Origin of the sequence: Neisseria sp. HMSC073G10 (genome assembly GCF_001812605.1) — a bacterium.
Lineage (GTDB): Bacteria > Pseudomonadota > Gammaproteobacteria > Burkholderiales > Neisseriaceae > Neisseria > Neisseria subflava_A.
In genome coordinates this window covers 45454-69684 of record NZ_KV809518.1, presented here as the reverse complement: position 1 = coordinate 69684, position 24231 = coordinate 45454, and the positions used below count along the sequence as shown (strand labels likewise).

At 49.5% G+C, this 24231-nt stretch carries 20 protein-coding genes; 16 read left to right on the top strand and 4 right to left on the bottom strand.

Features of this window, described 5'->3' with window-relative positions; translation table 11 throughout:
- Positions 1-22: 22 nt before the first annotated feature.
- A complete protein-coding gene (locus tag HMPREF2865_RS05695) occupies positions 23-436 on the bottom strand; it encodes a type IV pilin protein (RefSeq protein WP_070646314.1) in 414 nt (137 codons plus the stop codon).
- A gap of 289 nt (positions 437-725) precedes the next feature.
- Between HMPREF2865_RS05695 and HMPREF2865_RS05690 the strand changes: the two genes are divergently transcribed.
- The 10 genes from HMPREF2865_RS05690 to nagZ all read left to right on the top strand — a co-directional run bounded on the left by HMPREF2865_RS05690 (position 726) and on the right by nagZ (position 15082).
- Positions 726-1907 carry an efflux RND transporter periplasmic adaptor subunit gene (locus HMPREF2865_RS05690; protein ID WP_070646311.1) on the top strand — a complete coding sequence of 394 codons (1182 nt, stop codon included), beginning with the start codon at positions 726-728 and terminating at the stop codon, positions 1905-1907.
- An 81-nt stretch (positions 1908-1988) separates the two neighbouring features.
- On the top strand, positions 1989-3926 hold the full coding sequence (locus HMPREF2865_RS05685) for a MacB family efflux pump subunit (RefSeq protein ID WP_070646306.1): 1938 nt from the start codon (positions 1989-1991) through the stop codon (positions 3924-3926).
- 63 nt (positions 3927-3989) lie between these two features.
- On the top strand, positions 3990-5372 hold the full coding sequence (locus HMPREF2865_RS05680; RefSeq protein ID WP_070646303.1) for a TolC family protein: 1383 nt from the start codon (positions 3990-3992) through the stop codon (positions 5370-5372).
- Between the two features lie 112 nt (positions 5373-5484).
- Positions 5485-6351 carry a DUF808 domain-containing protein gene (locus HMPREF2865_RS05675; RefSeq protein WP_070646300.1) on the top strand — a complete coding sequence of 289 codons (867 nt, stop codon included), beginning with the start codon at positions 5485-5487 and terminating at the stop codon, positions 6349-6351.
- Between the two features lie 55 nt (positions 6352-6406).
- Positions 6407-7954, top strand: a complete 1548-nt coding sequence (gene lnt / locus HMPREF2865_RS05670) for an apolipoprotein N-acyltransferase (protein WP_070646297.1) — start codon at positions 6407-6409, stop codon at positions 7952-7954.
- A gap of 280 nt (positions 7955-8234) precedes the next feature.
- Positions 8235-9098: an RNA polymerase sigma factor RpoH gene (gene rpoH / locus HMPREF2865_RS05665; RefSeq protein WP_070646295.1), complete on the top strand. Its 864-nt coding sequence runs from the start codon at positions 8235-8237 to the stop codon at positions 9096-9098.
- Positions 9099-9246: 148 nt separating this feature from the next.
- A complete protein-coding gene (gene hemA, locus HMPREF2865_RS05660; RefSeq protein WP_070646293.1) occupies positions 9247-10500 on the top strand; it encodes a glutamyl-tRNA reductase in 1254 nt (417 codons plus the stop codon).
- A gap of 245 nt (positions 10501-10745) precedes the next feature.
- Positions 10746-12245, top strand: a complete 1500-nt coding sequence (locus tag HMPREF2865_RS05655) for a DegQ family serine endoprotease (protein WP_070646290.1) — start codon at positions 10746-10748, stop codon at positions 12243-12245.
- Positions 12246-12378: 133 nt separating this feature from the next.
- Entirely contained in the window at positions 12379-13899 is a 1521-nt protein-coding gene (locus tag HMPREF2865_RS05650) for a Na+/H+ antiporter NhaC family protein (RefSeq protein ID WP_070646287.1), read from the top strand.
- A gap of 97 nt (positions 13900-13996) precedes the next feature.
- Complete coding sequence (gene nagZ / locus HMPREF2865_RS05645) at positions 13997-15082, top strand: beta-N-acetylhexosaminidase (RefSeq protein ID WP_070646284.1); 1086 nt, start codon at positions 13997-13999, stop codon at positions 15080-15082.
- 77 nt (positions 15083-15159) lie between these two features.
- On the opposite strand, the gene HMPREF2865_RS05640 is transcribed toward nagZ, so the two are convergent.
- Positions 15160-15906, bottom strand: coding sequence for an amino acid ABC transporter permease (locus HMPREF2865_RS05640; RefSeq protein ID WP_003684370.1), 747 nt, complete (start codon positions 15904-15906; stop codon positions 15160-15162).
- A gap of 327 nt (positions 15907-16233) precedes the next feature.
- Between HMPREF2865_RS05640 and yegQ the strand changes: the two genes are divergently transcribed.
- A complete protein-coding gene (yegQ, locus tag HMPREF2865_RS05635; RefSeq protein ID WP_070646281.1) occupies positions 16234-17589 on the top strand; it encodes a prephenate-dependent tRNA uridine(34) hydroxylase TrhP in 1356 nt (451 codons plus the stop codon).
- Positions 17590-17652: 63 nt separating this feature from the next.
- Here the strand turns inward: yegQ and hemC are convergent, their stop codons facing one another.
- The gene (hemC, locus tag HMPREF2865_RS05630) at positions 17653-18588 is read right to left on the bottom strand and encodes a hydroxymethylbilane synthase (protein ID WP_141752522.1); all 936 of its coding nucleotides are present in this window, start codon (positions 18586-18588) and stop codon (positions 17653-17655) included.
- A gap of 118 nt (positions 18589-18706) precedes the next feature.
- Between hemC and ybeY the strand changes: the two genes are divergently transcribed.
- The 5 genes from ybeY to HMPREF2865_RS05605 all read left to right on the top strand — a co-directional run bounded on the left by ybeY (position 18707) and on the right by HMPREF2865_RS05605 (position 22598).
- Entirely contained in the window at positions 18707-19222 is a 516-nt protein-coding gene (gene ybeY / locus HMPREF2865_RS05625) for an rRNA maturation RNase YbeY (RefSeq protein ID WP_070646276.1), read from the top strand.
- 1 nt (position 19223) lies between these two features.
- Entirely contained in the window at positions 19224-20066 is an 843-nt protein-coding gene (locus tag HMPREF2865_RS05620) for an HlyC/CorC family transporter (RefSeq protein ID WP_070646272.1), read from the top strand.
- On the top strand, positions 20063-20800 hold the full coding sequence (locus HMPREF2865_RS05615; RefSeq protein WP_070646269.1) for a methionine ABC transporter ATP-binding protein: 738 nt from the start codon (positions 20063-20065) through the stop codon (positions 20798-20800). Before HMPREF2865_RS05620 ends, HMPREF2865_RS05615 begins: the two co-directional genes overlap by 4 nt.
- Position 20801: 1 nt before the next feature.
- Positions 20802-21488, top strand: coding sequence for a methionine ABC transporter permease (locus HMPREF2865_RS05610; protein ID WP_070587440.1), 687 nt, complete (start codon positions 20802-20804; stop codon positions 21486-21488).
- Positions 21489-21686: 198 nt separating this feature from the next.
- The gene (locus tag HMPREF2865_RS05605) at positions 21687-22598 is read left to right on the top strand and encodes a MetQ/NlpA family ABC transporter substrate-binding protein (protein ID WP_003684378.1); all 912 of its coding nucleotides are present in this window, start codon (positions 21687-21689) and stop codon (positions 22596-22598) included.
- Positions 22599-23189: 591 nt separating this feature from the next.
- Here HMPREF2865_RS05605 and HMPREF2865_RS05600 read toward each other — a convergent pair.
- Entirely contained in the window at positions 23190-24215 is a 1026-nt protein-coding gene (locus HMPREF2865_RS05600) for an FAD:protein FMN transferase (RefSeq protein WP_070646266.1), read from the bottom strand.
- Between the last annotated feature and the right edge of the window lie 16 nt (positions 24216-24231).

Below are 24231 nucleotides of genomic sequence, written 5' to 3'. Positions count from 1 at the left end.
CTGAAATTCAGACGGCCTTTGTTTATTTCTCATCTGGGAGCGTTTCATAACCGGGGCAGTTTTGTTTATCGCTGTTTGCCCAAATGATACCGCTGTCGTTGTAATAAACAGTACAAGTTTCATCGGCATTGGTTTCTTTATTGGGTACAGCCTTCAAAATATAACCTGAATCGGAAGGATCCGCACCTTTGGAAAAACTAATATCGAAATATTGATTTTGCTGCAAATTTTCATCAGAAAACCCTTCAAATGTACTTTTTTGAGTGTAGTAGCGTTCGAGCTGTTGGGCGTTATGCAGCATCTGCGTGCGGACGGCGGCAAGGCGCGTTTGGCGGATGTAGTTTTGATAAGACGGATATGCGATGGTAGCGAGAATGGCCGCAATCACAACGACTATCAGCAGCTCGATAAGCGTGAAGCCTTGTTGGTGTTTCATTTTATTTGTGTCGTTAATAATTGGAATAAGACATAAATATTATAGTCGTTTTCTTGCGGCTTAAATGTTCAGATTCGGAGGAAGTTTGGGAATTTATGTAAACGAGGTACAAGTTCTGAAAAATATTTTCATCCTTTTATTTTTTATTTCAATAAGTTAAACTTCAATTTAAGCCGACCGTCTCTTGGTTGACCTTGGTCTTTACAGTAAAATCCAGTTGTTTTTTTGTTTCTATCAATACATTTATTGCTTGTCTGCAACGTTATTTTATTGAATTGGTTCCTTTTATATGTCTAAAGTTTTCAAGTGGGCGGCCGGTACGGCTGTTGTAGTAGCAGCGGCTTTCGGCGGCTGGTCTTTGATGAAGCCTGAGCCTCAGTCTTCTTTTATTACAGAAGTGGTCAAACGCGGCGATATCCGTCAAACCGTGTCGGCAACCGGCGAAATCTCACCTTCCAATTTGGTATCCGTAGGCGCGGAAGCTTCAGGTCAGATTAAAAAACTGTATGTGAAACTGGGCCAACAAGTGAAAAAAGGCGATCTGATTGCGGAAATCAACTCAACCAATCAGATCAATACCTTAAATACCGAAAAATCCAAACTGGAAACCTATCAGGCAAAATTGGTTTCTGCCGAAATCGCGCTTTCCAGTGCAGAGAAAAAATATAAACGCGAACTTGCCTTATGGAAAGAACAGGCAACTTCCAAGGAAAACTTGGAATCTGCACAAGACTCTTTAGCCGCAGCCAAAGCCAATGTTGCTGAACTGAAGGCCTCCATTAAACAATCAAAAATCTCCATCAATACAGCCGAATCCGAACTAGGCCACACGCGGATTACCGCCACCATGGACGGTACTGTGGTCGCCATTCCTGTTGAAGAAGGCCAATCCGTCAATGCAGCGCAATCTACGCCGACCATTATCCAGCTGGCAAATCTGGAAACCATGTTAAACAAAATGCAGATTGCAGAGGGCGACATCACGAAAGTCAAAGCCGGTCAGGATATTTCGTTCACCATTTTGTCCGAGCCGGACACCCCGATTAAAGCGAAATTAGACAGTGTCGACCCCGGCCTGACCACCATGTCTTTGGGCAACTACACCAGCAGCACGGACACGACTTCCAATGCGATTTACTACTATGCCCGCGCACTTGTACCGAATCCCGAAGGCAAACTTTCTATCGGTATGACCACTCAAAACACGATCGAAATCAACGGCGTGAAGAATGTTTTACTGGTACCGACGCTAACCGTGAAAAAGCATAACGGCAAATCCTATGTCAGCATTTTGGGCGCAGACAATAAAGCGGTAGAACGCGAAGTGACCGTCGGCTTGAAAGACAGCATGAATACCGAAATCAAAAGCGGCTTGAAAGAAGGCGAAAAAGTGATCGTTTCTGAAATGAGCGCAGATGAAAAGAATAAGAGCAGTGAACGCGCGATGATGGGCGGCGGCCCTCCTCGCTGATTGATTAAGGCCGTCTGAAAGGTTTGGCTGTGTTTCAGACGGCCTTAGTTCCTGTATTTCTATTTTTCGCCCGGAAAGATTATGAGTTTAATCGAATGTAAGAATATCAACCGTTTTTTCGGTAGCGGTGAAAACCGTGTGCACGTATTGAAAGATGTCAGCCTTTCTATTGAGAAAGGCGACTTTGTGGCGATTATCGGCCAGTCCGGCTCAGGCAAATCGACGCTGATGAATATCTTGGGCTGTCTGGATACCGCCACTTCCGGCTCTTATCAAATCGACGGCATCGAAACATCGCAAATGCAGCCGGATGAGCTGGCGGCTTTGCGCCGTGAGCGTTTCGGCTTTATTTTCCAGCGTTACAACCTGTTAAGCTCGCTGACCGCCCGGGACAACGTCGCCCTGCCTGCCGTGTATATGGGCATGGACAGTAAAGAGCGCGCGGAACGTGCGGAAAAACTGTTGGGCGATTTGGGTTTGCAAAATAAAGAAGGCAACAAACCCAGCGAGCTTTCCGGCGGTCAGCAACAACGCGTTTCGATTGCCCGCGCGTTGATGAACGGCGGCGAAATCATCTTTGCCGACGAACCAACCGGCGCATTGGATACCGCCAGCGGTAAAAATGTGATGGAAATCATCCACAAGCTGCACGAAAACGGGCATACCGTGATTATGGTCACCCACGATCCGGGCATTGCGGCAAACGCAAACCGCGTCATTGAAATCCGCGACGGTCAGATTATTTCGGATACGTCTAAAAATCCCGACATTCCACCCAGCAAAGTGGAGAGGATTAAAGAAAAAGCTTCCTGGTCGTTTTATTACGATCAATTTATGGAAGCATTCAAAATGTCTGTGCAGGCGATTATGGCACACAAAATGCGTTCGCTGCTGACCATGCTGGGGATTATCATCGGTATCGCTTCGGTGGTATCGGTAGTGGCCTTAGGTAATGGCTCGCAACAAAAAATCCTGGAAGACATTAACTCGATGGGCACAAACACCATCAGTATCTTCCCCGGCCGTGGTTTTGGCGACCGCCGCAGCGGACGAATCAAGACACTGACGATTAATGACGCAAAAGCCATCAGCCAACAAAGTTACGTCGCCTCCGCCACCCCTCAAACCAGCTCCGGCGGCACCTTAACCTACCGCAACACCGACCTGACCGCCTCACTTTACGGCGTAGGCGAACAATATTTCGACGTGCGCGGTTTGAAATTGGAAGAAGGCCGTCTGTTTGATGATGACGATGTAAAAACCGATGCCCAAGTCGTCGTCATCGACCAAAACACCAAAACCAAACTCTTCGGCGAAGGTGTCAATCCTTTAGGCAAAACTATCCTTTTCAAAAAACGCCCGTTAACCGTCATCGGCATTATGAAAAAGGATGACAACTCATTCGGCAATTCTGACTCGCTGATGCTTTGGTCGCCATATACAACGGTCATGCACCAAATTACCGGCGAGAGCTATACCAACTCCATCGTTGTCAAAATCAAAGACGATGCCAACACGCAAGTTGCCGAAAAAAGCCTGACCGAGCTGCTGAAAGCACGCCACGGTACAGAAGACTTCTTTATGAACAACAGCGACAGCATTAAAGAAATGGTTGAAAGCACAACCGGCACCATGACGCTGCTGATTTCTTCCATCGCGGTCATCTCTTTGGTGGTCGGCGGTATCGGCGTGATGAACATCATGCTGGTCTCCGTTACCGAGCGCACCAAAGAAATTGGTGTCCGCATGGCAATCGGCGCACGCCGCAACAATATTTTGCAACAGTTTCTGATTGAGGCCGTCTTAATCTGTATCATCGGCGGCCTGTCAGGCGTATTGTTGTCCGCAAGCATCAGCCTGGTGTTCAACTACTTTGTCACCAACTTCCCGATGAGTATTTCCATGACTTCCGTCATCGGCGCAGTTGTCTGCTCCACCGCCATCGGTGTCGCGTTCGGCTTTATGCCTGCCAACAAGGCTTCCAAGCTCAACCCGATTGATGCGCTGGCTCAGGATTGATTATGTTTCAGACGGCCTATTATTTTAGGGCCGTCTGAAATGCTGTTACCCGAAAGATTTTTTATGAAGACGAAACCTTTTTCCCAAGCAGCCTTATCATTGGCTGTTGCCCTTGCCCTAAGTGCGTGCGCCGCACCTAAAGCCAATCCGAACCTGACGCTGGAAGCAACCGGCCAAGTTATAAGCGCGGCGGAAACTGCCGAACGCTACGATGTCAACGGCAACTGGTGGGAAATTTACCAAAGCCAGCAGCTTAATGCGCTGATGGAGCAAGCGTTGGCCAACAATGTCGATTTGAAACAGGCGGCCATCAGCGTCAACAAAGCTTTGTATCAAGCCAATATTTTGGGCGCGGATTTGGTGCCTTCGTTCAGCGGCTCATTGGGCGCAAACGCTTCTAAAAACCTGAAAACCGGCAGCCACGGCAATACCTTCAGCAGCCAGCTTGGCTTGAGCTACGAATTGGATTTATGGCGTAAACTCAGTGCCACTGCCGATGCTCAGGTATGGGAATATCAAGCCACGCATGAAGACATGGCCAACACACGCCTGACTTTGATTAATAATGTCGCCGATGCGTATTTCAATATCGCCTACCTGAACGAAGCCATCGAGTTGGCAAAAAAATCGCTGAAGCAATATCAGGAAATCAACCGCATTGCGAATGCCAAATTCCGCTACGGCCGTGCCGACTCCAGCCAGCCGACCCAAGCCAAACAGTCATTGCTGAGCGCGGAAAACAACCTGTTGTCTTTGCAAAACAATTTGGATACGCAAAAACAGGTTTTGCGTAATTTGTTGAATTTAAGGCCGTCTGAAAACATGGCCGCCGATCCGGCACAATTCCGCCTGTTGCCGGTCAAAGGCGTGAACTTGGATGTACCGATTACCGTTTTGGCCAACCGCCCCGACCTGCGCGCCGCCGAATACCGCCTGCAAGCGTCGCAACAATCGGTCAACGCGCAAAAACGCAGTTGGTATCCGTCGATTACTTTGGGCGCAAGTTTGAGTACGTCTTCCGATAAAGCGAAAAGCACGTTCAATATCCCCATGTTAGGCGGATCGGCCACCATCAATCTGCCTTTCCTTAATTGGCAGACCATGAAATGGAAAGACAAAACCGTACAAGCGGAGATGGACAGTGCCAAGCTGAATTTTGAAAAAGCCTTGACCACCGCGCTCAACGAAGTCAACACCAATTACCTTGCCTACAAAAACGCGCAGGTCAGCCTTGCCAATCAAGAACAGCGTTATCAGTTGGACAAGAAAAACAGCCATTACTATCAAGTACGCTACCAGCATGGTAAAAACGAACTGAAAGACTGGCTGGAGGCTTTGAATTCAGAATACAGCTCGGCTCAAAACCTGCTGAACCAACGCTATGAAGCCTTGAAATACGAAAATATGGTGTATAAAGCCATGGCGGGACGTTATACGCCGAAATAGCATTTTCAGACGGCCTTTGGTTAATTTCCGTCAAAGGCCGTCTGAAAAACATTCAAGCAACTGAATTTTCATATATAATCGCGCGTTTATTTGATTTTATCCGGACAACATTATGGCCTTCGCCTCTCTCTTTACGCTTTTGGACGACATTACCGCCGTTTTGGACGACGTAGCGATGATGACCAAAGTCGCTGCCAAAAAAACCGCCGGAGTGGTCGGTGACGATTTGGCGCTCAACGCCAATCAGGTAACCGGCGTATCCGCCGAGCGCGAATTGCCGATCATTTGGGCGGTGGCAAAAGGCTCTCTGGTCAACAAGCTGATTCTGGTGCCGCTTGCGCTGTTGCTTTCCGCTTTCCTGCCTGCACTGATTACGCCCTTGCTGATGATCGGTGGTGTGTATTTGTGTTTTGAAGGCGTGGAAAAACTGTTGCACAAATTTCTGCACCGCAATGAACATGAAGACGGACACGATGCCGAGCCTGAAGTCACAGACGAAAAAACAAAAGTAAAAGGCGCGGTCCGCACAGATTTCATCCTCTCCGCCGAAATCATCATTATCGCGCTGGGCGTTGTTGAGAAATATGACCTGATGACACGTTCTTTGGTGATGGCCGCCATCGGTGTCGGCATGACGGCATTGGTCTATGGTTTAGTCGGCATCATCGTCAAACTTGACGACCTCGGCATGATGTTGATGCGCCAAAAAAGCGCCGCCGTACAAGGTATCGGACGTGGTTTGATTTCATTTATGCCTTGGTTTATGCGCGGCTTGAGCATTGTCGGCACGCTGGCGATGTTCTTGGTCGGCGGCGGACTGATCGCCCACAACCTTGGCTTTTTGCACGATTTCCTCCACGCGCAACATTGGGACAGCGGCATGATGGAACATATCGCCAATCTGGTGGTCGGAGTAGCCGCCGGTGCATTGGCTTGCGCAATCGTCCTACCTGCAATGAAATTGTTTCAAAAAGACTGATTTTGTTTCCCTGCCGTCTGAAAACTTTTCAGACGGCCTCAATACCATTTAAAGCATGAATATTTTCCGTAAACTCGAACAATATTGGCAACATCCGCTGCTTTACTGGCCGCTGGTCATCTTGATTGCCGCCGCGACACCGTTCACTTTCGCCCCGTATTATCATTTCTGGCTGATGCCGCTGTTGTTTGGCGCGCTGATACGCCTGATTGAATTGCGGCCGCGCTTTGCCGTCATGACTGCCTATCTGTTCGGATTAATCGGTTATACGGCGCAGTTTTATTGGATACACACTGCCTTGCATGATGTTTCAGGTTTGCCGGATTCATACGCCATCCCCCTCACCTTCCTGCTGCCGGCATTTCTTGCGCTTTATCCGGCCATCTGTTTTTGGGTGTGGAGAAAATGCAACCTGTCTCGCTGGGCCAAAACCGGCCTCCTGTTGCCGATTTTATGGACGCTGGCAGAATTTGCCCGCGAACGTTTGCTGACCGGATTCGGCTGGGGCGCAATCGGCTATTCCCAAATCATCAAAGATAGCCCGTTGGCAGGCTTCGCGCCTTTGGGCGGCATTCACACGGTTACGCTGGCAACCGCTTTCCTCAGCGCATGGCTGGTGTTGCTGATTGACAACCATGGCCGTCTGAAACACCGCCTGCTGCCCTTATTCCTTATCGTTGCGCTCTGCTCCGTCGGCTACATTTCCCAACAAACCGAATACACCCGCCCTGACGGCAGCACCAGCACGGTTGCTCTGATTCAAGGCAATATCGAGCAAAATCTGAAATGGAAAGAAGAACAAATCATTCCGACAATTCAGAAATACTACGAACAAATCAGCAAAACCAGTGCCGACATCGTCATCCTGCCTGAAACCGCCCTGCCGCTGATGCGCCAAGACCTGCCCGAAGGTATCTTGGAACAATTCGCCGAACAGGCGCAAAGCAACGGCAGCGCGTTGGCCATCGGCATCAGCCAATATACGCCCGACGGCAACGGCTACGAAAATGCAGTCATCAATTTGAGCGACTATCACAACAGCACTTCCGATGTCATCCCCTACTACGCCAAGAACCACCTCGTTCCATTTGGCGAATATAAACCATTGCCCGCCATTACCGAGCGCCTCTATAAAATGATGGATATGCCTTTGGCCGACTTTCAAAAAGGCGGCGACAACCAAGCGCCTTTGGTGATGAAGGATCAAAAAGTCGCCTTCAATATCTGCTATGAAGACGGCTTCGGCGACGAACTCATTGCAACGGCGAAACGCTCCACCCTGCTTGCAAACATCAGCAATATGGCGTGGTACGGCAAATCGAATGCCATGTATCAGCAGCTTCAACAATCCCAAGCGCGTGCAATGGAACTGGGCCGCTACATGGTTCGCTCCACCAATACCGGTGCGACCGCCATTATTTCCCCTAAAGGTACGATTGTTGCCAAAGCCCAACCGGATACAGAAACCGTCCTCGAAGGCCACGTCAAAGGCTATATCGGCGAAACGCCTTATATGAAAGCAGGCGGCTCAACATGGCTTATCAGCATTTTGGCCGTTATCGGCGTATTCCTTATCCTGATTGGCCGGAAGAAACCAGAATAAAAAAATTTTAAGACCTTGTTATACAAGGTCTTTTTTATTACCAAAACTATTTACATACAGAAATGTTTGTAATATACTTACCCAAAACCTAGCAAATCACTCAAATTTTCTAAAACAATCAACCCTTGCGATTTAAGCAGTAAAAACTATTGAATCTATCGTTAATTTACAGAAAAAATCCAACCCATAACAAAACAAACCACAGGCAGTGTTATACTGCTTGTCACACAATAAACAAAAAGCCGTTTTCAGACGGCCTAATCAAGGAGAGCATCCTTTTATGAATAAAGCTTTTGCATTACCCGTTATCCACAGCGGCAACGGTAGCCTCGAGCAATACATTCATACTGTCAACAGCATTCCAATGCTGACCGCCGAAGAAGAAACACAACTAGCGGAACGTCAACAAAAAGGCGATCTCAATGCCGCCAAACAGCTTATTCTGTCTCATCTTCGCGTCGTCGTATCCATTGCACGCGGCTACGATGGCTACGGCCTCAACCAAGCCGACCTGATTCAAGAAGGCAATATCGGCCTGATGAAAGCCGTCAAACGCTACGAACCAAGCCGCGGCGCGCGCCTGTTTTCGTTTGCCGTGCATTGGATTAAAGCCGAAATCCACGAATTCATTTTGCGCAACTGGCGTTTGGTCCGCGTTGCCACAACCAAACCGCAACGCAAACTGTTCTTCAACCTGCGCAGCATGCGTAAAAACCTGAATGCCTTGTCTCCAAAAGAAGCGCAAGAAATCGCCGACGATTTGGGCGTCAAATTGTCCGAAGTCTTGGAAATGGAGCAACGCATGACCGGTCACGACATCGGCATCATGGCAGAAAACAACGATGACGAGGACAACTTCGCCCCTATCGACTGGTTGGCCGATCACGATGCAGAGCCTAGCCGTCAGTTGTCCAAACAAGCCCACTACGCCCTGCAAACCGATGGTCTGCAAAACGCCTTGGCGCAACTGGACGACCGCAGCCGCCGTATCGTTGAAAGCCGCTGGTTGCAAGACGATGGCGGTTTGACCCTGCACGAATTGGCTGCCGAATACGGCGTATCTGCCGAACGCATCCGCCAAATCGAAGCCAAAGCCATGCAAAAACTGCGCGGTTTCTTGGCAGAAGAAGCTGAAGCCGTTTAAGCCTTTCATTATAAAAAGGCCGTCTGAATCTTTTCAGACGGCCTTTTCGATGGTAAACCTCATTGTATCTTCTCACCCAACACATTCATTTTAAAGCCCACTTAAGCTATAATACCCACCACACACACTACCCAGTCATACCATAACCATGCAACTTACCGTCGTCGGACTCAATCATCAAACCGCGCCCTTGAGCATACGCGAAAAACTGGCATTTGCAGCTGCAAATCTGCCGGATGCCGTGTCCAACCTCGCGCGCAGTGAGGCGGCGGAAGAAGCAGTTATTCTTTCTACCTGCAACCGCACCGAGCTTTACTGCGTCGGTGAAACCGAAAAAATCATCGACTGGTTGGCGCAATATCACAACCTGCCTGTCGAAGAAATCCGCCCTTACCTCTATACCTTGGATAACAATGAAACCGTCCGCCACGCCTTCCGCGTCGCCTGCGGTTTGGACTCCATGGTCTTGGGCGAACCGCAAATTCTCGGTCAAATCAAAGATGCCGTCCGCGTTGCGCAAGAACAGGAAAGCATCAACACCCACTTAAACGCCCTGTTTCAAAAAACCTTTGCCGTTGCCAAAGAAGTGCGTACCGACACTGCTGTCGGCGAAAACTCCGTCTCCATGGCTTCTGCATCGGTCAAAATGGCAGAGCAAATCTTCCCTTCCATTTCCGATCTGAACGTCCTCTTTATCGGTGCAGGCGAAATGATTGAGCTGGTGGCCACTTATTTTGCCGCCAAAAATCCCAAGCTCATTACCGTTGCCAACCGTACACACCAGCGCGCGCAGGAATTGTGCGACAAACTCGGTGTCAACGCCGAAGCCTGCCTGCTGAACGAATTACCCGATATTCTTCACGATTACGACGTGGTTGTTTCTTCCACTGCCAGCCAACTCCCACTCGTCGGCAAAGGCATGGTCGAGCGCGCATTGAAAAAACGCCACAACATGCCTGTTTTCCTGCTGGATTTGGCCGTTCCGCGCGATATCGAAGCCGAAGTCGGCGAATTGGAAGACGCATATCTCTATACCGTAGACGACATGATGGACATTGTCCAAAGCGGTAAAGACGCGCGCAAAAAGGCAGCGGCAGCGGCTGAAAGCATGGTGGAAGAAAAAGTCAGCGAATTTATCCGCCTGCAGAAAAACCGCCAAAGCGTTCCGCTTATCCGCGCCTTACGCGACGAAGGCGAACGCGCGCGCCGCCAAGTATTGGAAAATGCCATGAAGCAACTGGCAAAAGGCGTATCCGCCGAGGATGTCCTCGAACGCCTCTCCATTCAGTTGACTAACAAACTGCTCCACTCTCCGACACGCACACTCAATAAAGCTGGCTCGGACAACAGCGAATTAATCGATGCCGTGGCGCAGATCTACCATTTAGATCAACACGACTGACCTCAATTTAAAGGCCGTCTGAAAGAAGCGAACCGACCGACAGGTCATATTCCAAAGTTTTCAGACGGCCTTAAAACAATAAAATCCCAATTATCATTTTTTCATTTAAAATGAAATGCTTGAAAAAAAACCGTTAAAGTGTAAAAATCCTACCTTATACATTTAAACAGCATTCAAACAATAAAACTGCCTGCCGGCTCAAACGCATGCCGACAATACGATAGGCACCGGCAAAAGGAACTTTCGTGAATATTAAAACAAACACATATCTGGCCCTTGCTGTCCTCTCAGCTTCCCTTCTTTCAGGTTGCGACAAAGTCAGCACCTTTTTCGGCAAAGACGAAAACAAAGAACTCGTCCAACGCATAGAAACCAATACCGATGACGGAAAAGTCGGTATGTTGTTGCCCGACTTCGCCCAACTGGTCCAAAACGAAGGACAGGCAGTCGTCAATATTCAAGCGACACCGGCGAAACACACTGCGACACCGGATGACGACCACAGCATGGACCTGAGCCAATTTCCCGACAACGATCCGTTTTACGAGTTCTTCAAACGCCTTGTTCCCAATATGCCCGACATGCCGCAAGAAGATACTGAAAGCGACGCTTTGAATTTCGGTTCCGGCTTCATCATCAGCAAAGACGGCTATATCCTGACCAATACCCACGTGGTTGCCGGCATGGGCAATATCAAAGTCCTGCTCAACGACAAACGCGAATACACGGCCAAACTGGTCGGCTCAGACGCCCAATCCGACGTTGCCCTCTTAAAAATCGAGCCACAAGAAGACTTGCCGGTTGTCAAAATCGGCAATCCGAAAGATTTGAAACCGGGCGAATGGGTAGCCGCCATCGGCGCGCCTTTCGGCTTTGACAACAGTGTAACCTCCGGCATCGTCTCCGCCAAAGGCCGCAGCCTGCCAAATGAAAACTACACGCCGTTCATCCAAACCGACGTTGCCATCAACCCCGGCAACTCAGGCGGCCCGTTATTCAACCTCCGCGGCCAAGTAGTCGGCATCAACTCGCAAATTTACAGCCGCAGCGGCGGTTTCATGGGTATTTCGTTTGCTATTCCGATTGATGTTGCCATGAATGTGGCCGATCAATTAAAAGCCAACGGCAAAGTCCAACGCGGCCAATTAGGCGTGGTTATTCAAGAAGTTTCTTATGATTTGGCCAAATCTTTCGGTTTGGACAAAGCAAGTGGCGCACTGATTGCAAAAATCATGCCAAACAGCGCGGCACAACAAGCAGGCTTGCAGGTTGGCGACATCGTACGCAAAGTTAACGGCGAAGAAGTCCGCGCTTCCAGCGATTTGCCAGTTATAGTCGGCTCGATTATGCCGGGCAAAGAAGTAACTTTGAGCATTTGGCGCAGCGGCAAACAAACCGATGTCAAAGTCAAACTTGGCAGCGCAGCCGAACAAACGGAAACTTCTGCAAAAGAAGCCGAACACCCGCAACACGAAAGCGGCCATGACGGATTCACCGTTGAAAATACAGGCGTTACCCTGCAGGTTGAAAACGCAGACGGTAAACAACGCTTAATCGTTCTGCGCGTTAGCGGTGCGGCCGAACGTGCCGGCCTCAAACGCGGCGACGAAATCATTGCCGTCAGCCAAATCAGCGTCAATGACGAATCCACTTTCCGTAGCGCATTGGAAAGCTCAGGCAAAAACGTACCGCTTTTGGTACAACGCGAAGGCAATACTTTGTTCCTCGCGTTAAATCTGCAGTAGTCCGATTTTTCAGACGGCATGATGATGTGTTAGATGATAAAATACCCATCTGTCAGAGGCGGTGGGTATTTTGTTATCCGTCTTCCAACTTAGGCCGTCTGAAAATATTTCACCGCTTATATACAATATAATTATGCAACTTATTAATTATTCGAATTCTATTTTATCTATCGTCCCGGCAGCCATTGCGCTCGCCTTGGCCATTGCCACGCGCCGTGTATTGCTGTCCCTCGGTGTCGGCATTATCGTCGGCTCATTCCTGCTGGTAGGCGGTAATCCACTTGATGCTTTGGTTCACTTGAAAGACATGGCTGTCAGCCTGACTTGGGCAGACGGCGATTGGTCTTTGGGCAAACCCAAAATCTTGCTCTTTTTGGTGCTTTTGGGGATTTTCACTTCCCTGCTGACGCATTCCGGCAGCAACCAAGCATTTGCCGATTGGGCAAAACAGCATATCAAGGGCCGTCGCGGTGCGAAGCTGCTGACCGCTTGTCTGGTATTCGTTACCTTTATTGACGACTATTTCCACAGTCTTGCCGTCGGTGCGATTGCCCGCCCTGTAACCGACAAATTCAAAGTTTCCCGCGCCAAACTGGCTTATATCCTAGACTCCACTGCCGCGCCGATGTGCGTTTTGATGCCGGTATCAAGCTGGGGCGCATCGATTATCGCTACTTTGGCCGGCCTTTTGGTGACTTACAACATCACAGACTACACACCAATGGGCGCATTTGTGGCCATGAGCCTGATGAATTACTACGCCGTCTTCGCATTGATTATGGTGTTTGTCGTTGCCTGGTTCTCCTTCGACATCGGCTCCATGGCCCGTTTGGAACGCGCCGCTTTGAACGAAATTCATGATGAAACTGTTGAAACAGGCCATCCCAACGGCCGTGTATTCGCGCTGATTGTGCCGGTTTTGGTACTGATTGTCGCCACTGTTTCCGCCATGATTTACACTGGTGCACAAGCTTCTGAAACTTTCTCTTTGCTTAGCGCATTTGAAAATACCGATGTGAACACTTCCCTCGTGTTCGGCGGTACTTGCGGCGTATTGGCCGTCATCCTCTGCACCATCGGCACCATCAAAACCAGCGATTACCCTAAAGCCATTTGGCAGGGTATCATCTCTATGCGCGGTGCCATTACCATCTTGATTTTGGCATGGATCATCAGCACTGTTGTCAGCGAAATGCACACCGGCGAATACCTCTCCACTTTGGTGGCAGGCAATATCCACGCAGGCTTCCTGCCCGTGATTTTGTTTATGCTTGCAGGCGTGATGGCCTTCGCTACCGGCACAAGCTGGGGTACATTCGGCATCATGTTGCCGATTGCCGCCGCTATGGCCGTCAAAGTCGAACCTTCGCTGATTATCCCTTGCATGTCTGCTGTAATGGCCGGTGCTGTATTTGGCGACCACTGCTCGCCAATTTCCGACACCACCATCCTCTCTTCTACCGGCGCTCACTGTAACCACATCGACCACGTTACCTCGCAATTCCCTTACGCGCTGACCGTAGCCGCGTCTGCTGCCTCAGGCTACCTCGCACTGGGCATGACCGGCTCTGCACCTTTAGGTTTTGTGATAACCGGTATCGTGATGGTTGTGTTGATTTTCATCTTAAAAGACAAGAAAAAAGCAACTGCCTAATTCAAAACCAATATTCAGACGGCCTGAGATATTCCTACACGCTCAGGCCGTCTGAACATAACGATTATCCAATATATACATTATTCAGGACAAAACAATGAATACGCCTCATCTTCCACGCGGCCCAGTCATGGCTGACGTCGCCGCCTATCATCTGACCGAAGAAGAAAAACAACGCCTGCTCGACCCTGCCGTCGGTGGCGTTATTTTGTTCCGCCGCAACTTTGAAAATGTCTCCCAGCTCAAAGCCTTGGTTCAAGAAATCAAAGCCGTCCGCACACCTGAACTCATCATCGCCGTCGACCACGAAGGTGGACGGGTTCAACGTTTTATTGACGGCTTCACCCGCCTGCCGGCCATGAACGTATTGGGCGAAATTTGGGATAACGAAGGCCAAGAAGCCGCCTGCGCCCAAGCAGAACAAGTCGGCTGGGTTTTAGCAACCGAACTCTCCGCCTGCGGTATCGACCTATCCTTTACGCCTGTATTGGATTTGGACTGGGGTCAATGCGCCGTCATCGGCAACCGCAGCTTCCACCGCGATGCCAACATCGTTACCCAGCTTGCCCTTGCCCTGCAAAAAGGTCTGAACAAAGGCGGTATGAAATCTTGCGGCAAACACTTCCCTGGCCACGGCTTTGTCGAAGGCGACAGCCATCACGTCCTGCCTTGCGATGAACGCAGCCGCGAAGCGCTCGAAGCCGCCGACCTTATCCCATTCCGAGCATTGAGCCAAGCAGGCATGGCCGCAGTCATGCCTGCCCACGTCGTATACCCGCAAATCGACAGCCAACCTGCCGGCTTCTCCGAAAAATGGCTGAAACAAATCCTGCGCCAAGAAATCGGATTTAACGGCGTTATCTTTTCAGACGACCTGACCATGGAAGGCGCATGCGGTGTCGGCGGTATTAAAGAACGCGCCCGCCTTTCTTTTGAAGCAGGCTGCGATATTGTACTGGTGTGCAACCGTCCTGACTTAGTAGATGAATTGCGAGACGGTTTCCATGCGCCGGAAAACGCCGACTTGGCAACGCGTTGGCAATACATGGCCAACACATTGACCGTACAAGAAGCTGCCGACATCATGGCAACCGAAGAATTCCAAGCCGCCCAACAGGCTACTGCCAAACTGGCAACGCCAAAAGACATTGCAGGCGGTGTCAAAGTCGGCGAAGCATTCTGATTCGAGGCCGTCTGAAACATTGACTGCAAATAAAAAAGGAAGACTTGAAAAAGTCTTCCTTTTTTGATTCAAACCGATTAGCGGTGTTGCGGATTGTAACGGCTTTCCAATCGCAGGAATACCCAACCCAAAAAGCTTGTCAGCACCAAATAAATCAGCGCGATTGTATAAAGCGGCTCTTCATAGACAGAATAGCGTCCGGTAATCGTGCTTTGTACATAAGCCAACTCTGCCACGCCAATAACAGAAAGCAATGAGCTGTCTTTCAACAACGTAATAAACTCACTGGCCAATGGCGGCAACATACGGCGCAAAGCTTGCGGCAAAATCACATAACGCATCGCCTGAGTATAGGTCAGACCCAAAGAACGCGCAGCTTCCATTTGGCCCTTATCAATCGACTGGATACCAGCACGGAAAATCTCACAAATATACGCACCCGAGTTCGCAATCAACGCCAAAGAGCCGGCAATCAATGCACCATAAGAACGGCGCAGATCAATGGCTGCTTCGCCACTAATCAATACACCGTCGGCCGGATGAACGAAAAATGGGAACCAAACATAAGCCCAAATCACAATTTGTACAAACAATGGCGTACCGCGGAACAGCGTAACATACCAAAAAGAAATCTTACGCAACACCCAAGCCAAGGCACGCATCGGCACACCGGCTTTTTCCGGATTGATCAAACGCGCCAATGCCAACAGCAAACCCAAAATCGAGCCGCCTGCCGTTGCAACCACCGTCAGCCCCAGCGTCGTCAATACGCCGTATAAAAACATCCAGCGGTATTCATAAATAATGTCAAAACGAAAATCCATAAACCTTCCGTCGGTCAAAATCGGTAACTAATCCGAATATTTTTTAAAATGAAGCTTGATATTTTACAAGAAAATACATTGCTTGAACGGTTTTTTGTTAAATTATTCCACCCAACCTTGCTTTTTTTACATTTCCAATGAATTGCAGCCCCTTTTCACCTTTCATCATATAAGACATTTTCCGTATAAAAAACAAAGCGCAAACCCGAGACAAAATTGACCGAAATACAAAAACAGCGGATAATCCGCCCATTCTTCAAACATCTTTCAGACGGCCTTCCCTCTTCCCTTGAAGGCCGTCTGAAAACATTTTAAAAAGCATAAAACATGAAAGCACCCGAACTCTTATTGCCAGCAGGCGGCCTCGAACGTATGCGCGCCGCCTACGATTACGGCGCAGATGCCGTTTACGCCGGCAGCCCGCGTTACTCCCTGCGCGCCCGCAACAACGAATTTGCCAAACTCGACGTCCTCGAGCAAGGCATTAAAGAAGCGCACGAACGCAACAAAAAATTCTTCCTGACCGTCAATACGCTGCCGCACAACTCCAAACTCAAAACCTTTGTTTCCGATATGGAGCCCTTGATTGCCATGAAACCCGACGCGCTGATTATGGCGGACCCGGGTTTGATTATGACCGTGCGCGAAAAATGGCCGGAAATGCCGATCCACCTGTCCGTACAGGCAAACACCACCAACTACTGGGGCGTGAAATTCTGGCAAAACATCGGCGTTGAGCGCATTATTCTGTCGCGCGAATTGAGCATGGAAGAAATCGCCGAAATCCGCCAAGAATGTCCCGACATCGAACTCGAAGTCTTCATTCACGGCGCATTGTGCATCGCCTACTCCGGCCGCTGCCTGCTCTCCGGCTACTTCAACCACCGCGACCCCAACCAAGGCACCTGCACCAACTCCTGCCGTTGGGACTACAAGGTTCACAACGCCACTGAAAGCGATGCAGGCGACGCCCAACTTCTGCAAGGTTTCAACTTTGAAAAAGCCCAAGAAGAGGCCAACCAAAACTTCGAAGGCATCAACGGTCAAAAACGCCATCCCTACGCCGACAAAGTTTTCCTGATTGAAGAGTCCAACCGCCCGGGCGAAATGATGCCGATTATGGAAGACGAACACGGCACCTACATCATGAACTCCAAAGACCTGCGCGGCATTGAAGTGGTTGAGAAACTGGCCAAAATCGGCGTAGACAGCCTCAAAGTCGAAGGCCGTACCAAATCGCTCTATTATGTTGCACGCGTGGCCCAGTCCTACCGCAAAGCGATTGACGATGCCGTCGCAGGCCGTCCGTTTGATTACAGCCTGTTGAGCGAACTCGAAGGCCTTGCCAACCGCGGCTACACCAGCGGCTTCCTTGAGCGCCACCAAACCCAGGATTACCAAAACTACCTCAGTGGCCATTCGATTGCCAAACAAAGCCAATATGTCGGCCACGTTACCGAAATTGACGAAAACGGCTGGGCGACCATCGAAGTCAAAAACCGCTTTGCCATCGGCGATTCACTCGAAATTATCCACCCGAGCGGCAACCAAACCATCAAATTGGAACAAATGACCCGCAAAGGTCAGCCTGTCGATGTGGCACCAGGCAACGGCATTCAGGTCAAAATCCCCAATATGCAGGGCAAAGAAAAAGCTTTGGTTGCGCGGATTATGAATCCTTAAACGTCAACAAAATAAAGGCCGTCTGAAAGTTTCAGACGGCCTTTTTAAATGATCTATACTGTTTTAAGCCTGTTCTTGCAATACAGCGGCAATCAATTCTTCCGCACCATCATCTGCCAGTTTTTTGGCGACTGCGCGACCCAAGGCATCGGCGTATTCGGCAGGGGCTTGCGCGTCCGCCTGCAAAATGACCGAACCATCAGGATGACCGACCAAGCCGTGCAAAGTCAGCAAGCCGTTTTCTTCAGTGCAATATGCGGCCAGCGGCACTTGGCAGCTTCCGCCCAAAGCGCGCGCTAACGCGCGTTCGGCCGTAACGCAGGCGTGTGTGGTATCGTGGTTCAAAGGCTTCAAGACTTCGTACAAATCTTCGCGATGCGCTGCAATTTCAATACCCAATGCGCCTTGTCCGGCGGCAGGCAGACTGTCGGATTCCGACAAAATCATGCGGATGCGTTCGTCCAATTCCAGACGCTGCAAACCGGCGGCGGCCAAGATAATCGCGTCGTATTCGCCATTATCAAGTTTGGACAAACGGGTTTGCACATTGCCGCGCAAAGGTTTGATAACCAAATGCGGATAGCGCGCACGCAACTGGGCTTCACGGCGCAGGCTGGATGTGCCGACGACGGCGCCTTTGGGCATTTCTTCCAAACGCGCGTATTGGTTGGACACAAACGCGTCAAACGGATTGGCGCGTTCGCCGATAGCTGCAAGCGCGAAACCTTCAGGCAAATCCATCGGTACGTCTTTAATCGAATGCACGGCCAAATCAGCCCGGCCGTCATACAAAGCCTGTTCCAACTCTTTGACAAACAAGCCTTTACCGCCGACCTTTGACAAAGTTCTGTCCAAAATCTGGTCGCCGCGCGTGGTCATGCCCAAAATCTCGACCTCGCAATCGGGATACAGGGCTTTCAGACGGCCTTGGATGTGTTTTGCCTGCCACATGGCAAGCAGGCTTTCGCGACTGGCGATAACGAGTTTTTTCGGGTTCATAATGGTTGCCTGAAAGATGGAAAACGGCATGAAGTCTATCATATTTTGGGCGGTTTTTCAGACGGCATGGGGGTGAATATGTTATATTTACACCTAAAAACCAAATTTTCCGGACAACATGAAACGCGCCAAAAAATATCCTTTTTTATCCTTACAGCGGCAACGTTTTCATCTGAACTTTGAAAACGCCTCTTCCGCCGCCAATCTTCCGAGCGAACGCGATTTTTACCGCTGGGCGTGGTCTGCCTTAAAAAACGAATACCGCCGCGCTGACATCAGCCTGATTCTTCTGGGCGAAGAAGAAGCCCGCGCCTACAACCGCGACTACCGCGGCAAAGATTACGCCACCAATGTATTGAGTTTTGCGCTCAACGAAGGCGAAATCCTGCCCGACCAGTTTTCAGACGGCCTGTATGGCGATTTGGTGATTTGTCCGCAAGTGGTTTTGAAAGAAGCCAGCGAACAAGGCAAAACACCCGAGCAGCATTTTGCCCACCTAACCATACACGGCACTTTACACCTGATGGGCTACGACCACATCGAAGACGATGAAGCCGAAATAATGGAAGCCGAAGAAATCCGCCTGATGCTGGCGGCAGGTTTCCCCAACCCCTACCAAGAGGACGAATATTAAAATGGACGGTACGCAGTCGAAACCCAAGTTTTTCGAACGCCTGATCTCCCGACTTGCTGGCGAGCCCGACTCCGCCGAAGACGTATTGACCCTGTTGCGCCAAGCGCACGAACAGGAAGTTTTTGATGCCGACACACTGACCCGGCTGGAAAAAGTATTGGACTTTGCCGAGCTGGAAGTGCGCGATGCCATGATTACGCGCAGCCGCATGAACGTATTGAAAGAAAACGACAGCATCGAGCGCATCACGGCCTACGTCATCGAAACCGCCCATTCGCGTTTCCCCGTCATCGGCGAAGACAAAGACGAAGTTTTGGGTATTTTGCACGCCAAAGACCTGCTCAAATATATGTTTAACCCCGAGCAGTTCCACCTGAAATCCGTCTTGCGCCCTGCCGTTTTCGTTCCCGAAGGCAAATCGCTGGCCTCCCTTTTAAAAGAATTCCGCGAGCAACGCAACCACATGGCGATTGTCATCGACGAATACGGCGGCACATCCGGCCTGGTCACCTTTGAAGACATCATCGAGCAAATCGTCGGCGAAATCGAAGACGAATTTGACGAAGACGACAGCGCCGACAATATCCACGCCGTTTCTTCCGAACGCTGGCGCATCCACGCCGCAACCGAAATCGAAGACATCAACACCTTCTTCGGTACGGAATACAGCAGTGAAGAAGCCGATACCATCGGCGGCCTGGTCATTCAAGAGTTGGGACATCTGCCCGTGCGCGGCGAAAAAGTCATTATCGGCGGCCTGCAATTTACCGTCGCACGCGCCGACAACCGCCGTCTGCACACCCTGATGGCCACACGAATTAAAGAAAACACGGATAAACCATGATTATTCTGGATCACGTCTCCAAACACTATCAAACACGCGACAACAAAGACTTTGTCGCCGTTGAGCCGACCAGCCTCGAAATTAAACAAGGTGAAATCTTTGGCCTGATGGGCTATTCCGGCGCAGGCAAATCTACCCTGCTGCGCCTGATTAATTTATTGGAACGTCCGGATACAGGTACAGTCAGCGTGTGCGGCCAAGAACTGACCGCGCTCAACGCCACGCAACTGCGCCACGCCAGACAAAACATCGGCATGGTATTCCAACAGTTCAACCTATTAAGCAACCGTACCGTTGCCGAAAACGTCGCCTTTCCTTTAGAAATTGCCAAATGGCCGTCTAAAAAAATCCAAGCGCGTGTTGAAGAATGTTTGGAAATCGTCGATTTGCAAAACCGTGCCAACCATTACCCATCCCAACTTTCCGGTGGTCAAAAACAACGTGTCGGCATTGCCCGTGCGCTTGCACCGCAACCTCAAGTCATCCTCGCCGACGAACCTACTTCCGCCCTCGATCCTGCCACTACGCGCAGCGTTTTGAAGTGTTTGGAAGATATCAACCGACGTTTCAACGTAACCATCGTCATCGTTACCCATGAAATGAGCGTTATCCGCCGCCTGTGCGACCGCGCCGCCCTCTTGGACAAAGGCCGTCTGCTGGAAATCGTTGAAGTACACGGCAACCAAATCCATGCCCAATCCGAAATCGGGCAAGAGCTGATTCGAGAGGACTAATATGGCAGATTTAACATTTGAAAGTGCTGTTGAGACCATCGTCAGCATGAAAGGCGAAATTATCCAAGCCTTAGGCGAAACCTTTATTATGGTCGGCCTATCGACTACTTTCGCCGTTATCTTCGGTACGATTTTGGGCGTATTGCTGTTTGTGACGTCAAGTCATCAGTTGCACTACAACAAACAGCTGAATTTATTTTTGGACAACCTGGTCAACCTAATGCGCGCATTCCCTTTCGTCATCCTGATGATTGCCATGATTCCTGTTACACGCGCCATCATCGGTACGACCATCGGCCCGGTTGCCGCCTCATTGGTATTGAGCGTATCCGGCCTGTTCTATTTTGCCCGTCTGGTCGAGCAAAACCTGCGCGAAGTGCCCAGAGGCGTGATTGAGGCAGCCTCCGCAATGGGAGCCTCACCCATGAGCATCATCTGCAAAGTGCTTTTGAATGAGGCGCGCGCAGGTATGGTTTCCAGCATTACCGTACTGGCTATCGGCCTTCTGTCGTACAGCGCGGCAGCAGGCATGATTGGCGGCGGCGGTTTGGGCGACCTTGCCATCCGTTACGGCTACTACCGCTATCAAATGGAAGTCATCATCTTCATTGTTGCCATCCTGGTTTTACTCGTTATCCTGATTCAAGGTATCGGCAACAGACTGGCACGCAAACTGGATAAACGTTAAACAAACCAGACCGTCTGAAATGGACTTACTATTTTTCAGACGGCCTGTTATCTATTTAGAACATATTAGGATATATATTCCAAATAAATTTACAAAAAACATCCTCATATTTCCAAAATAGATTTACAATCCCTCTTTTTTTGACGGTGGCAGCTTGAGGCCGTCTGAAACCGTTTTATCATCCATCAGGAGCAAAATATGCAAATCAACACATTCTTCAAAACCCTTTCAGCCGCTGCGCTGGCTATCGTACTGGCTGCCTGCGGCGGTCAAAAAGACAGCGCGCCTGCTGCTTCTGCCGCTTCTTCTGCCGACAACGGTGCAGAGAAAAAAGAAATCGTCTTCGGTACAACCGTCGGCGACTTCGGCGATATGGTAAAAGACCAAATCCAACCGGCTTTGGAGAAAAAAGGCTATAAAGTCAAACTGATCGAGTTCACCGACTATGTGCGCCCCAACCTTGCTTTGGCTGAAGGCGAGTTGGACATCAACATCTTCCAACACAAACCTTATCTGGACGACTTCAAAAAAGAACACAAACTGGACATCGTTGAGGCCTTCCAAGTACCGACCGCACCTTTGGGCCTGTACCCTGGCAAACTGAAATCTTTGGACGAAGTGAAAGACGGCGTCAGCGTTTCTGCACCTAACGACCCATCCAACTTTGCCCGTGCATTGGTTATGTTGAACGAATTGGGCTGGATTAAACTGAAAGCCGACGTTGATCCGCTGACTGCTTCTAAAAACGATATTGCCGAAAATCCAAAAAACATCCAAATCGTAGAACTTGAAGCCGCCCAACTGCCACGCAGCCGTGCCGACGTTGACTTTGCCGTCGTTAACGGCAACTACGCCATGAGCAGCGGCATGAAACTGACCGAAGCCCTGTTCCAAGAGCCAAGCTTTGCCTACGTTAACTGGTCTGCCGTCCGCACTGCCGACAAAGACAGCCAATGGCTGAAAGATGTAACCGAAGCCTACAACTCTGACGAGTTCAAAGCCTACTCACAAAAACGCTTTGCCGGTTACAAATACCCTGCGGCATGGGGTGAAAACGCAGCAGCAGGTGCTCAAGCCGAAGCCGCCTCTACTGCTTCTGCAACCAAATAAGTAACTTTTTGAAAAAAGGCCGTCTGAACATTCAGACGGCCTTTTTCTATTGATTATCTCTTCTCAAAGCTCAAAACAAGTTTTTTGATTAACGCCAAATACTTACATAATTCCCTTTTTAAAACCAAATCAATATGTTGTAAAAAAGTTCAATAAAAAGTCATATTTTTATTCAATAAAATCAATTACTAAATGAATTATTCTAATTTTTTATAATATTCACTAGTAATGTTCCGTTTATCCTGATATTATACCGTTCATCTAAAGACATCCGGTTATCTGCATTACAGACCGTTCATCTGAATTGCTTCAAACCACTTTGTCGGATTTTCCCATGTATGTTGTGTTTCTCCGTATCGAAGGGGTTTGAGCGGTTGAAACCGTATTGCTTAGATATTAAAGCTTCATGCTTTGAAATGAGTGAATTTTTGTTTTAAGTGTCGTAATCTCTTGCTAATTACTCCCAGCTGCAAGAGTTTCAGGGTTGCCCCCTTTGGCAGCCCTTCTTTTTTTATCCTCCATTATTTCAGTAATCGAACCTTCCCTGCCCTATGCACATAGTCAAAATCACAGGCAAGGCTGCCCTTCTCCTCAACTTCCAATCTTCTTCAATTCATTATTCGGCATCACCAGCCAAACCTGTGCCTTTTTAACTTGAGCCGCAGTACGGATGGCTGCTTCATCCATAATGGAGAATGCGGTAGAAAAGGCATCGGCAACCGCCGCACTCTCCGCCATGACGCTCATGCTTTTATAACGCGGTTGGCTTCCGCCTGTACGCGGGTCAAACAGATGGGTAAATTTGCCTGCCTCGTCCATTACAGTGCCATAGCCGCCCGATGTGGCAAACGCTTGATTTTTCATGGCAATGGTGGTCAGGATTTGGTCTTCTTGGTCAGGATTGCGGATGCTGACATTCCACTCACGCTGGTTGGCATTATCAAAGCCGTAAATCTCCCCCATATCAATCAATGCCTGAGAAACGCCTTGCTGCTTCAACAATTCGGCTACTTTGTCGGTGATATAGCCTTGGGCAATGCCGTTAAGCGACAAGCCCATGCCTTTTTGGGCAAAACGGATTTCTTTGGTATCAAAATCGACTTTGTTGAAATCCACTAATTTGAGCGTGTCTTTGATACTGCGCTCAGATGGCGGTGTTTCGGTTTTCGGATTTCGTCTGAAATGGTCGGCATACAGATTCCACAAAGGCTGAATGCTAGGATCAAATGCACCTTGCGTCAGCTGATGGATATCTCGGCTGATACTGAGCAGCTGTAAAAAATCGGATGGCGGATTCTTCAGACGGCCTTCTCGGTTTAAACGGCTGATCAAGCTGTCGTCCCGATACAGGCTGAAGATTTTTTCCAACCGTGAAACTTCTGCCAATACTTTGTTGATCAGTATCTCCGCCTGCCTGCGCCCAACGCCGAACAACCGCAATTCTGCGCCCGAGCCTAATGCAATCCCTTTCCAGATAACAGGCTGTCCTTCTTGATTTGGGCTGGTCGGATGAGTCGGCTGATTGGTTTTGCGGCTGATGGCAAAAGGAATGCCGACACCGGCGGCAAGGGTGGCAGCTATGGCAAGGAAACGGCGGCGCGTTAAAGGGGTGGACATAAAGTATTCCTTAGAT